This window comes from Flavobacterium sp. RSP49, assembly GCF_003968735.1.
In the GTDB taxonomy this organism is placed as follows: domain Bacteria; phylum Bacteroidota; class Bacteroidia; order Flavobacteriales; family Flavobacteriaceae; genus Flavobacterium.
On sequence record NZ_RYDN01000027.1, the window covers coordinates 1 to 13,336 of the forward strand.

The window sequence follows — 13,336 nt, forward strand, 5'->3', positions numbered from 1 at the left end:
CTGCCCAAGACTGAAACTGTTCGCTCAAATCGATTTAAAAGTTCCTCGAAACCCGGAACTTCCCGTTTGGCTTGGTTCAGGATTTTGTTTTCTCTTAAGGAATCGGGGTGCTTTTTTTTGTAGTCATACTATTCTATTTTAGTTATCTTCGTAAGATAATCAAAATCTACAATGGTGCTACCGAAGGTTTAGTTCAACCACTCAGTAATAGCTGAACCAATCAGATTAATGCTAAATCATTTTAAAGAAGTAAAATTAGGAAATCAAGTTTCTATTAAATACAAATTAAGAGGCTACTACAATTCAGGTCATTCCAAATTGTCATTACCTTTAAATATACAAAATCTTAAAGACCACTTTTTAACTTATACTCGAACTGAAAAAATTAATAGTGTACCAACTAAAGTAAAACATCTTCATCATAACGAGCTTACACTTAATGATGCCGAATTAAATGAATTCATCGGATTACTTGAGATTGATATCCATGCTTTTGAATTTGAAAAACAATTTAAAGAAATTATCAGTCTATTTAAGAAGGTCTTTACTTGTACTGACTTTACATCTGAATTTTATTTTTACAACAGCGCTTTAAGAGTTATAAGAGATATTTCAAAAGATTCAAATCAATCAAATAGAAACATTACTAAAGGAGAGTTTCTTAAACGTGTAAATAATTCAAAAATATTATTTAATGAATGGTATGTGGTAATAAAGGGAGAAAAAGCACATTATTCTAATTTAAGAAAGGAATACTTTAGCAACGTGAACATATTATTTAAAGAACGATTTTTCTTATTTGAAATAGATCCAAGATCCTATTCAAGAAGTGATCTAAAAACTCTCTTAAATTTAGTAATTATAAATTATGCGAAAATTATAAATCAACCTACTCCATTTTGCCCCTATATATACATCCATGGAATTGATAATTTAGAATTAATAGAATTAAAAAAAGACTTAACAGACGATGAAATCATAATTTCTGATGGTTTTGATTTTGAAGGAGCCAATTTTAATTCAAAATCGATAATAAAAAAACCAGCCCTTTCTAATCCAATCAAACTTAAATTCCTTAATAAGATAGATTTCTTAGATGAAACACTAGCTATAACTGGAAGACGTTCTGAAATTTATCAATTTTATTTGAACGATATATTTTTTGATTATAGTTCAAGTTCAGTTAAAGAGGTTAAAATTCAAGTAGAAAACCTAAATATTATTAAAAATATAGTATGAGTACAGAAAATTCAACAGAGCCAAATGCTCAAGTAATAGCAGTGTTTCCTGATAAGGTTAAAATAACAGTAAAGGATTTGGAAATATTTAAAAATGTTGATGAAACATTGAAAGTAGGTTCATATTTAAAAATTGAAGATAGCGAAAATGCAAGTTTAATTGCAATTATTGAAAATTTTCAAATTTCAATTCGAGACGTAAAAGATGAAAATGGAGATATGAAACACGTAAGAGAACATATTATAGAAGCATTTCCTCTCGGAGTTTTAAGGAATGGTAAATTTGAAAGAGGAGGTGATTCTCTTGCAATTCCGCCGAAAAGTGTTTTTCCTGCAACAATTGATGAAATAAAAAAAATATATGAAGAATCAATAGAGGAAAAAGAGAGTTTTACCTTCTCTTCTCTTTCATCTAATCCTACAGTAAAAGTACCCGTTAATGGAAATAAGTTTTTCAACAAACATATTGCGATTGTGGGTTCAACTGGTTCTGGTAAATCTCATACACTATCTTCAATTATTCAAAAAGCTGTATCGGAAAAAGATGGTAGTTTTTCATTGAATAATTCACATGTAATTATTTTTGACATTCATTCAGAATACAAATCTGCATTCCCAAATGCTAATTTCATAGATATTACAAATCTGGCATTACCATATTGGTTATTAAATAGTGAAGAACTTGAAGAAATTCTTTTGGACACAGGTGAAAGAGATAATTACAATCAATCTTCTGTTTTTAGAAAATTGGTTACAGAAAATAAAAAGAAACATAACCCCGGACATGTTAAAGTATTTTATGACACACCTTTATTTTTTGATGTTACAGAAATTAAAAATGCATTGTATAACATTCTCTATGTAGAGTTTTGTAATTTTACAAATATGGTAAAGAACCATTGTTTACAACAAGTAAAAAAATTTAACGACGGCTTACTTGAAGTAAAGTAGAGTTGTAAACATTCTAAATTTACGTAACTCAAATGAGTATAACCATAAAAGAAAAAAAATGAAAACTAAAATGCAATTAGAACAAAGCATCATAAAGATAACTACTACAATTAACCAAGAATATCCAGAGCTATCAAAATTTATTATTGAAATGCCCGAGAACAATTCGGAGAGTGAGGAAGTAACTATCAAAAGCCTTGAAGAGTATTATAATTCTTTAAAAGATCTTCTGGATAAATATGCAAAAACGCATAGTGAAACGGAGATCAAAGAAATTGTTAAAACACCGGAATACGCAGACTTACAAATCTACCCGCCTTCTGACGATATTTATCAACAATTAAAGGAAGAAAAAGATTTAAATCCAGAAGATATTACAAAAAAGAAAACACCAAACGAAAAGGACTTTAAATATGTGAAAACGGGTGCTGATTTAGATGTTCCAGGTTCAGAGCTAGACGACCAACAAGAAAATGTGGGAAGCGAAGACGAAGAAAACAATTATTACAGTACCGGCGGAGACAACCATAATGATTTAGACGAAAACAAAGAATAATATATAAAACAATTATGAAAATTCAGTTCACCACAGACAAAACAATTTTTGATGACGAAAATCAAGAAGACTATATACCTACCTAAAAATGACAACAAAGGATTTATCAAAGAGCTGTTTGTAAAATACTAGATTATCCTCACGGTTTTGATTGAACACATTAAATTGTTTGTAAATCAGTTTCCTCATTTAGTTAATAGTAGTTTTATAAAAGTATTTATATATAAAAAACGAAAAAATGACTGCTTTTTAAATTTGTAGTTAAAAGAATAATAACTGAATGAATCACAACGATGAAACAATTAAAGCAATATAAAATGAAACAAAGTATAAACAGTTTATTAGGCTACACCATTAAAGGAACTGATGGTGAAATTGGAAAAGTAGAAGAATTCTTTTTTGATGATCAGACCTCAACCATACGGTATGTGGTGGTAAAAACGGGAGGATGGTTTTCCGAAAAAAAAGTTTTGATTTCGCCTGAAGCATTTCAAAAACTGGATTGCGAATCAAAAAAACTATCTGTAAATCTTACGCAGGAAAAAATAAAAAACAGTCCCGATATTGAAACAGACAAACCTGTTTCAGAACAACAGGAAGAGTTGATTCGTGGATACTACTCTTGGCCCGGCGATTACGGAAACGGAATGTATGGACACATGGGCCTAGGCATGTGGGGATATCCGTTAGTTGAAGTAAGAGAAACAGAAAAGGAAATGATACAAAGAAAAACGGAAAAGCAAGCTAATGAAAACCCGCATCTACGCAGCACACAGGAAGTTACAGGATATGATATTCATACAACGGACGGAAACATAGGCAAAGTAGAAAATTTTATAATTGACGATGTAAGCTGGAAAATCCATTTTCTTATTGTGGAAACCGGCAACTGGTTTTCGGGAAAAAAAGTGATTATTTCTCCACGTTGGATTAAAGATGTAAAATGGCAGGAGCAGATAGTTACTATTAATCACTCAAAAGAAGAAGTAAAAAACAGTCCCGAATATGATTCGTCGCAACCGATAATTGATTCATATGAGCATTCACTCAATGACTATTACGAAAAATAAAATAATAATTATGGAAATTTTACAACAAGCAGAAGTATTTGAAAAAGCCAAAATGAGTCATATGTCTAATAGTGATAGAGTGACAGCTTCAAGAGAAGCAAAACGACTTGTATTAGCAATCAACAAAATTTATAAGAAGACAAAAGAAGCAACCTTGATGGATATAATGAAGCGGTTAACCATTAAGAAAAAAAGAATAGATATTCGATTGAAAGGAAGACCTAATTCTTGAGTATACTTATACTATTAACCTCTAATAAACAAACGCCATGGAAAATCATATTGTAAAAATAATTTCAGTGGAACCAGTAACGCATGATGTAAAGCGATTTACAATCCAAAAGCCAGAAGGTTTCAAATTCATACCTGGACAGGCAACCGAAGTGTCTGTAAATACTCCTACTCTTAAACATGAAAAGCGACCTTTTACTTTTACAAGTTTAAATGATAATAGGCACCTTGAATTTACAATCAAAATTTATGATAACCACAACGGAGTTACAAAAGAATTAGGAAAATTAAAGCTCGGTGACGAACTTATCATCCGTGATGTTTGGGGCGCAATTGAATATAAAGGCGAAGGCGTATTCATTGCTGGTGGTGCAGGTGTTACACCATTCATTGCAATTCTGCGGCAGTTACAAGCGGATGACAAAATTGCTAACAACAAACTAATTTTTACCAACAAAACCGAAAAAGATATAATTCTAAAAAAAGAATTTAATGAAATGCTCGGCAAGAATTTCATCAACACGCTCACTGATGAAAAAAAAGAGGGGTACGAAAATGGTAGGATTGACTATACTTTTCTAAAAGAAAAAATAGACAACTTTAAACAGCATTTCTATGTTTGTGGTCCACCACAATTTGTAACGGCCATTTCAGAAGCACTCACACAATTAGGAGCGAAAACTGATACAGTAGTTTTTGAGAAATAATCGGTGAGATTTGTTAAAATTGCTTTAATGATTTGATTGCTTTTTTCTCGAATTTAGAATTATAAAAAAAATCTTTAAATTTATATTGTGCTTGTTACAAACGCATCCGATAGCAATAAATTATGAAAAAAACATAAAAACGATAATAACTAAAAACATATTTCGTCTCCCACTGGATATTCCGGGGCAAAGTAAACACCCCATTCCGGTTCAAATTGGACAGTTTTGATGATGATTTTTAGTCCTACTTTGTGATCAAATCAAAAAGATAATTAATAGCCTAATCAAAGCCATAGATAGAGTATGTGAACAAATAACAAGAGATTGTGTATCTACCCGAAAGACATACAACGCATAACAGGAAAGAGTTAACGTCAAAGCATAATACTACTGCAAAAAATGAGGATTAAGTCGAATAAACTAGAAGAAAAGTTTGTGTCTATTGAAGAATTTTGCCAATTTATGAGCCTAAAAATTAAACAAGTTGAACCTTTGATAATTGGATAGAATTTATGTTTTAGGTGACTAAATTTTGAACCGTTTCCAGTTCAATAATAGTACTCAACTAGTTCAAACTTTAAACAACGAAAGACCTTTTTTACTTTAATAAACCTTTAATTATCACTATATTTACAACGATAAGATTACATGATTTTTTACCTATAAATCGTAGGAGTAAAATCGAGACCCTTGTTTTAAAATAGTTTGCGAGACATCGTAAACACTGACATAAGGAGAGAGACAAATCCCTCTTTGATTTTCTCGATTGGTACATCAGCTTTATCTTTTGGTTTTGATTTAGTAGGTTTTTACTATATTTCTAAAATTCCAGCATTTGTTGAAAATAATTCTCCTTGTCCTGTTGAGGATTGTCCGCCATTTATAGTTGCTCTAGGAATAGGGTTGCTCGGCGATTGGCTATGTGATCCAGTTCCTTGCCCTGAACTAGACTTCGGTAGAAGTTCTTGTGATGTTGTTTCAATTGGTCTTTTACTATTGGACTGTAATGTTACAAGTGTACTTGGTATGGTTACTAAATCAGAAATAACGTGAGATGCTAATAGCGGTTTTGCGTAACTACTGTTTTTGCGTTTGCAGGAACGCACTTTTTAATAACTTCACGTATTCAGGCCGAGAGTACTCAGTTCCAATTTCCGAAACTGTCGCAAAGCCACGAAACGTTCGGTCCGAATAACATTCTGTATTCATTACAATTAATATCCATACCGATTCACACAATAAATCCAATCTTTTATCTGAAACTTAGTATATTTCAAAAGCTAATAAGGCGTTTTATTGACCAATTAATTAGTGGTTTAAAAAAATTACGTGTGTGTTTTTTTTAAATACTATTTACTACCCCTTGTAGTTTTACCCTTTCTAATTTCAATCTATTTTACAATAAATACGACTATTTAAAGGACTTTAGCACTTTTTATCCAATACGAATTACTCTTATTTTTTCCTTTTTTATTTACACAATATTCTTTATTTTGATAATAAAAATACGATTACTGTAAAAATAAATTTTACTAAAACGTTTTTGTAATAAATTTTACCTTAGGTTTGTGATCAAGCTCCGATTTATTTACACCCTTTTATCATTATGAGAAAAGTTACCATTAAGGATATTGCAATTCAAGCTCAGGTTTCTATATCTACTGTTTCTTTTGTTTTAAATAACAAAGGACCACAAATGGCAATAAGTAAAGTTAAGATTGAAAAAGTAAAAGAAATTGCCAAAAATTTAGGCTACATCCCAAATATGATCGCTAGTAGTTTGAGAACTGGAAAAACAAAATCGATTGGTCTGATTGTAGAAGATATCTCAAATCAATTTTTCTCAGAACTTGCTAAAGTAATTGAAGATCAGGCTCGTATACTAGGATATAAAATTTTTTATTGCAGTACAAATAATGATGATGTACGAACAAATGAATTAATCCAAAGCCTGCTACAGGCAAATGTAGATGGTTTTATTATTACTCCTACAGCCGGTTCCGAAAAAAATATTGATCATCTAATCCAGTTAAATAAACCGGTGGTATTGATTGACCGTTATTTTCCTCACAAAAATGTGAGCTATGTAGTAATGGATAATTACGAAGCTGCAACCGAAGCTGCCAATTTATTAATTAGTAAAGGATTTAAAGACATAGCATTGGTTAATAATACCTCTGGAATGATCCAAATGCAACTCAGGGAAAAAGGATACATGGATGCTTTAAAAAAAGCAGCGATTTATAAAGAAGCACTAGTTTTACATCTCCCTTTTCAAAGTACAGAACAACAACGAATTGAAGAGTTGGTTTCTTTCTTTAAAAAATACCCAGAAATTGATGCAGTAATTTTCTCTGCAAATTATATGGGACTCGCAGGTCTTCAAGCTTTTAAACAGATGAAATATATACTGCCTAAAGACATTTCTATAATTAGTTTTGATGATCATGCCAGTTTTCGATTGCATACTCCTACTATATCCATAATTGAGCAACCTATAGAAAGTTTAGCCATAAAAGTAGTTGAAATTTTGATGGACCAAATTAATAATCAAAAGGAGTTTAAAGTGCAAAAAATAATGCAAAAAGGGAAATTAATTCTAAGAGAATCTATATTTTCTAATAATTAACACGTTTAAGATTCGAGTATTTTTTTATTGAATTTACTAAAACGTTTTAGTACATAGTTTAGTCTAATTGTTTTCAATATAAGGAGAATTACCACATATATTCTTAGTAATAAAATTTAAGGAGGATAAGTAATAACCATTGTATAATGTCGTGTTTTAAAATTAGATAAAATGACGCAACAAATCGATTTTAAACTATTGTTTACAATATTGCTATTTTGACTAGTAAACTTTAGACTTACTTAAGAGATTTGACTTATTTCAAATTTAGACTGGACTAATGCAATAATTACAGAATGACCAATAATAATTAAAATAGTATTAAAAAAACTACCATGAGAAAGAAACACTTTATTTTATTAAGTCTAATTTTCGTTTTTTTTACATCAAAAGCACAAACCGATATTTTTGACGCCGTGAGCTATGTTAACCCGCTGATGGGAACACAGTCTACACACAGTCTCTCTAATGGAAATACCTATCCTGCTATCGCCAGACCTTGGGGAATGAACTTCTGGACTCCACAAACCGGTAAAATGGGAGATGGATGGATGTACACTTACACCGCGGAAAAAATTAGAGGTTTCAAACAAACCCACCAACCATCGCCTTGGATGAATGATTATGGACAGTTTTCCATCATGCCGGTTACCGGTAAATTGGCTTTTTTAGAAGACGACAGAGCTAGCTGGTTTAGCCATAAAGCCGAAATTTCTACCCCTTATTATTATAGCGTTTATCTCGCCGATTATGATGTTACCACCGAAATAACCACTACCGAAAGAGCCGCTCACTTTCAAATTACATTTCCGGAAAATGACAGATCATATATTGTTCTTGATGCTTTCGACAAAGGGTCTTATGTAAAAATAATTCCTTCTGAAAATAAAATAATAGGATATACCACCCGCAACAGTGGCGGAGTTCCTGATAATTTCAAAAATTATTTTGTGTTGGTCTTTGATAAGCCCTTTGCTGATAAATACACCTGGCAAGATCAAAAATTAGATAAAGACAAATTAGAATCTATGTCCAATCATGCTGGAGCGATCATCGGTTTTTCTACTACTAAAGGAGAAAAAATCAATATAAAAGTAGCTTCTTCCTTTATCAGTTTCGAGCAGGCAGAACTCAATATGAAAAGGGAACTGGGCACAGCCACTTTCGAACAAACTAAAATAGAATCCAAAAAAGAATGGAATAAAGTACTAGGAAAAGTCAAAGTCGAAGGCGGAACAGTAGAACAAACCAAAACCTTCTACTCCAGTTTATACCGAACCGTTTGTTTCCCACAGAAACAATATGAAATTGATGCCACTGGAAATCAAGTGCACTACAGTCCCTACAACGGAAAAGTGGAAGCCGGTGCTATGTTTGCCGGTACCGGATTCTGGGATACTTTTCGAGCTTTATATCCTTTATTGAATTTAGTGTATCCTTCCATAAATAAGGAAATGCAAGAAGGTTTAATAAATGCTTATAAGGAAGGAGGCTTTCTTCCGGAATGGTCTAGTCCTGGATTTAGAGATGTAATGGTAGGTAATAATTCGGCATCTGTGGTATCTGATGCCTATTTAAAAGGACTTCGTGGATATGACATTAAAACATTGTATGAAGCGCTTTTAAATGGGGCAAATAATGAAGGGCCCTTGAATGCGGTAGGAAGAAAAGGAGTTAAGTTCTACAATTCCCTAGGATATGTGCCCAATGATGTAGGTATAAACGAAAGTGCTGCAAGGACTCTTGAATATGCCTATGATGATTTTACCATCTGGCAGCTTGCCAAAGCACTAAAACGTCCCAAAAAGGAAATCAATTTGTTCGAAAAACGAATGATGAATTATAAATTACTTTTCAATCCAGAATTCAATTTGATGAGTGGAAAAAGTAAGGATGGTAAGTTCTCCGCTTCTTTTAATCCGTTCAAATGGGGTGGTGATTTTACCGAAGGAAACAGCTGGCATTACAGCTGGAGTGTATTTCATGACATGCAGGGTTTGATTGATTTAATGGGGGGAGAAAAAATATTCACCTCTCAACTGGATGCTGTTTTTAGCTTGCCTCCTATTTTTGACGATAGTTATTATGGCGCAACCATACATGAAATACGAGAAATGCAAGTCATGAATATGGGACAATATGCGCATGGTAACCAACCGATTCAGCATCTTATTTATTTGTACAACTATGTTGGCCAGCCTTGGAAAACCCAATATTGGTCCCGAGAAGTAATGAATAAATTATACAAACCAACACCCGATGGTTATTGTGGAGATGAGGACAATGGTCAAACCTCTGCCTGGTATGTTTTTTCTGCAATGGGCTTTTATCCGGTATGCCCGGGAACGGATGAATATGTTCTGGGCGCTCCTTTATTCAAAAAAATAAGTTTGGAACTTGAAAACGGAAAAAATATAACTATTAATGCTCCCAATAACTCTGATGAAAACATATATGTAGCTGATTTAAAATGGGACAATACTCCTTTTACTAAGAATTTCATAAAGCATTCCGACTTACAAAATGGTGCTATTTTGAATTTCAACATGACCAATACCCCAAATAAAGAGAGAGGGATAGATCCAAAATCCTATCCTTATTCCTATTCAAGCTCAAAATAAACAGTATGCAATCACGTAGAAAATTTATTCAAAACACAAGTCTTTTAACAGCCGGTTTACTAACAATTCCTGCGGGATCATTTGCTTTTTCAACTAAAAATTTCACGAGTAAAAGACCTCCTTTATCTGAAAGAAAATTTACCAGTACGGCTGTAGAAGCGGCAATAATAAAAGTCAAAAAACAAATAGCAAATCCTGAATTGGCATGGTTATTTGAAAACTGCTTCCCTAATACATTAGACACCACGGTTGATTTTGAAATCATAGATGGAAAACCGGATACCTACGTAATCACAGGTGACATTGATGCCATGTGGTTAAGAGACAGTACCGCACAAATTTGGCCCTACCTGCCTTACATCAAAGAGGATCCAAAGCTCAAAGAATTAATCAAAGGTGTAATCAATCGCCAGACTAAATGTATTTTACTGGATCCTTATGCCAATGCCTTTTATAAAGATGTGAATCAAATAAGCGAGTGGAAAAATGATCTTACGGATATGAAACTGGGTATCCACGAACGCAAATGGGAAATTGACAGCCTCTGTTATCCCATTCGACTTGCTTATGGGTACTGGAAAGAAACTGGAGATACCAGCTTGTTTGACAAAGACTTCAAAGAAGCAATGTTCTTAGTGTTGCAGACTTTTAAAGAACAACAACGATATGAAAATCTGGGACCTTACAGTTTTCAAAGAACAACAGCGTGGGCTACTGATGGAGTTCCTTTGGGTGGTTATGGTTATCCAGTAAAGCCATGTGGCTTAATCGTATCTACTTTTAGACCAAGTGATGATTGTACTTTATTGCCGTTTTTGATTCCAAGCAATATGTTTGCCATTGAGGTTTTAGGGTATCTAATGAAACTGTTTTCACTGCCAGCAATCAAAGATGATTCCTTAGTTGCCAAAGCAAAAGAATTACAAGTACAGGTAAAGAAAGGTCTGGAAGAACAAGGAATAATTAATCATCCCAAATTAGGGAAAATTATTGCTTTTGAAGTAAATGGTTTTGGTAGTTTTCACATGATGGACGATGCCAATGTTCCTTCCATTCTATCACTTCCTTATTTAGGAGCTATAGCACCAGATGACTCTTTATACCTTGCCACCCGTAACCTAATATTGTCTGAAAATAACCCCTTTTTTTATAAAGGAAAAGCAGGAGAAGGAGTTGGCGGCCCCCATACTGGGGTAGATACTATTTGGCCTATGAGTATTATCCTTAGGGCTATAACCAGCGTTGAGGAGGATGAAATTAGAAAATGCATCCATACTTTATTGAAAACTCATGCGGATACCGGTTTTATGCATGAGTCCTTTCACAAGGATGATGCAACAAAATTTACCCGCAAATGGTTTGCTTGGGCAAATACTCTTTTTGGAGAAATGATCGTACAAACAAGTATTAATTACCCACACCTGCTCAAAGAAAAGAACGGCTAGTTTTTTTAAAAAAAATATTGTTTTTTCTGTTGTACACCTACTCTATTGGATTTTCAATAGTATAGGCAGGGGCTTCTTATCGTAAATTCTGAGCAAGTACCCTTATAGAAATAAGGTATGAATGCCAAAAAAATTAAATAATTATGAAATCCAATTACAACAAATATCCTGCAACTCTAACAAAAGGCACACTGTTCCTGGGCTGGAAAAAGGCTATGGATCAGTTGAAAACGGAAATAAATAAAGAGCGATTTTTAATAGTCTTCGATATTTATATTGGAATTTATACCTCTGAATTTTTAACAGAAATAAAAACTTATAAATCTGAACTTTTCATCAATACTAGCGATTTATTTTTAAAGGAAGAAGAAGTTCTAAAGATGACTTCCCGATTTATGACCAACGATAGTTTGTTTGGTTATGTAACCAATTTAACAATGATTGATTATTTTGATCCTATAAAACTGGAAAAAGCAAGACAATCAATTAAGTATTCTAATGGACTCACAATTGTTTTCGGACCTGGTGCGGAGTTAGTGGATAAAAATTATGACAAATTAATTTATGCTGATTTAGCCCGATGGGAAAGTCAGTTGCGATTTCGTACACAATCCGCTCCAGCTTTAGGCATAGATGACAGCAAGGAGCCCTTTGCAATACAATACAAAAGAGCCTATTTTAATGACTGGATTATTTGTGATCAACATAAAAAAACCTTATTTGATAAGGTCGATTACTGGATAGACACACACATCGCCAATCTGCCAAAAATGATCCACAAAGAAACGTTTTTTAATGGAATCCACAAAACCATCGAAGGCCCTTTCAGGGTAGTTCCTTTCTTTGATCCTGCTCCATGGGGTGGTCAATGGATGAAAAAAGTATGCGATCTGGATCAGGATAAACCAAATTATGGCTGGTGTTTTGATGGAGTTCCCTCTGAGAACAGCCTGCTCTTAAATATCAATGGAGACTGCTTTGAAATGCCTTCCATTAATTTAGTTTTTCTTAAAAGCAGCGCATTATTAGGAGAACCCGTAAAATCGCGGTTTGGAGAGGAATTCCCCATTCGCTTTGATCTTTTGGATACTATGGAAGGCGGGAATCTTAGCCTGCAGGTACATCCTACGACCCAATTTATTCGAGATAATTTCGGAATGCACTATACCCAGGATGAAAGCTATTACATCCTGGATGCAAAAGAAAATGCCTTTGTATATCTAGGTTTAAAGACGGGAGTTGATAAAGAAAATATGATCAACGATCTCCGGGAGGCTGAAAAGGGCAAAATTGTCTTTGACGCCGACAAATACATTAATAAAATACCTGCTAAAAAACACGATCATTTCCTCCTACCCGCCGGAACTGTACATTGCTCCGGAGCGAATACGCTGGTTCTTGAAATAAGCGCTACGCCAAGCCTGTTCACTTTTAAACTATGGGATTGGCAGCGTCTTGGATTAGATGGTAAACCCAGACCTATCAATATTGAAAGAGGAAAAGAAGTAATCAATTGGGAATACCAAACGGATTATATCTATAAAAATATGGTGAATACTATCATTCCAATTGCAGCGAGTAAAGCTTGGAAAGAGGAATCAACAGGACTTCATCCCCGTGAATTTATTGAAAGTCGTCGTCATTGGTTTACGGAGAAAGTAAGCCACAATACGAACAATAGTGTAAACCTTATAAATTTAATAGCAGGAGATGAAGTCGTAGTAGAAAGTCCGGAAGGAAAATTCGAGCCTTTTCATGTACACTATGCCGAAACATTTATTGTTCCTGCATCTGTCGAAAATTATACAATAACTCCTTTTGGAACCGGCATCGGCCAACAATGTGCTACTATTAAAGCTTACGTAAGAATTTAATATTTAAAATAATA

Annotated in this window: 11 protein-coding genes; 10 read left to right on the forward strand and 1 reads right to left on the reverse strand. The window is 33.5% G+C overall.

Annotation, left to right across the window (positions count from 1 at the left end; translation table 11 throughout):
• Nucleotides 1–228: 228 nt before the first annotated feature.
• From EKM02_RS11720 to EKM02_RS11745, 6 genes are all read left to right on the forward strand, one after another.
• Entirely contained in the window at nt 229–1,239 is a 1,011-nt protein-coding gene (locus EKM02_RS11720; protein WP_126455370.1) for a DUF4297 family anti-phage-associated protein, read from the forward strand.
• Complete coding sequence (locus tag EKM02_RS11725; RefSeq protein WP_126455372.1) at nt 1,236–2,189, forward strand: ATP-binding protein; 954 nt, start codon at nt 1,236–1,238, stop codon at nt 2,187–2,189. The genes EKM02_RS11720 and EKM02_RS11725 overlap by 4 nt, the downstream gene beginning before the upstream one ends.
• 58 nt (nt 2,190–2,247) lie before the next feature.
• Nucleotides 2,248–2,745 (forward strand): hypothetical protein, encoded by a 498-nt coding sequence (locus tag EKM02_RS11730; RefSeq protein WP_234423189.1) that lies wholly within the window; start codon nt 2,248–2,250, stop codon nt 2,743–2,745.
• Between the two features lie 317 nt (nt 2,746–3,062).
• Entirely contained in the window at nt 3,063–3,815 is a 753-nt protein-coding gene (locus tag EKM02_RS11735; RefSeq protein WP_158614748.1) for a PRC-barrel domain-containing protein, read from the forward strand.
• 10 nt (nt 3,816–3,825) lie between these two features.
• Nucleotides 3,826–4,047, forward strand: a complete 222-nt coding sequence (locus EKM02_RS11740) for a hypothetical protein (protein ID WP_126455375.1) — start codon at nt 3,826–3,828, stop codon at nt 4,045–4,047.
• Between the two features lie 37 nt (nt 4,048–4,084).
• Complete coding sequence (locus EKM02_RS11745; RefSeq protein ID WP_126455377.1) at nt 4,085–4,753, forward strand: FAD-binding oxidoreductase; 669 nt, start codon at nt 4,085–4,087, stop codon at nt 4,751–4,753.
• A gap of 812 nt (nt 4,754–5,565) precedes the next feature.
• Here the strand turns inward: EKM02_RS11745 and EKM02_RS11755 are convergent.
• Complete coding sequence (locus EKM02_RS11755; protein WP_126455379.1) at nt 5,566–5,859, reverse strand: hypothetical protein; 294 nt, start codon at nt 5,857–5,859, stop codon at nt 5,566–5,568.
• 500 nt (nt 5,860–6,359) lie between these two features.
• On the opposite strand from EKM02_RS11755, the gene EKM02_RS11760 reads away from it, so the two are divergent.
• The 4 genes from EKM02_RS11760 (at nt 6,360) to EKM02_RS11775 (ending at nt 13,322) form a co-directional block, all read left to right on the forward strand.
• Nucleotides 6,360–7,382, forward strand: a complete 1,023-nt coding sequence (locus EKM02_RS11760; RefSeq protein ID WP_126455381.1) for a LacI family DNA-binding transcriptional regulator — start codon at nt 6,360–6,362, stop codon at nt 7,380–7,382.
• Nucleotides 7,383–7,717: 335 nt separating this feature from the next.
• Entirely contained in the window at nt 7,718–10,003 is a 2,286-nt protein-coding gene (locus EKM02_RS11765; protein ID WP_126455383.1) for a GH92 family glycosyl hydrolase, read from the forward strand.
• A 5-nt stretch (nt 10,004–10,008) separates the two neighbouring features.
• Nucleotides 10,009–11,448, forward strand: coding sequence for a glycoside hydrolase family 125 protein (locus tag EKM02_RS11770; protein ID WP_126455385.1), 1,440 nt, complete (start codon nt 10,009–10,011; stop codon nt 11,446–11,448).
• 143 nt (nt 11,449–11,591) lie between these two features.
• Nucleotides 11,592–13,322 (forward strand): class I mannose-6-phosphate isomerase, encoded by a 1,731-nt coding sequence (locus EKM02_RS11775; protein ID WP_199878485.1) that lies wholly within the window; start codon nt 11,592–11,594, stop codon nt 13,320–13,322.
• Nucleotides 13,323–13,336: the final 14 nt, after the last annotated feature.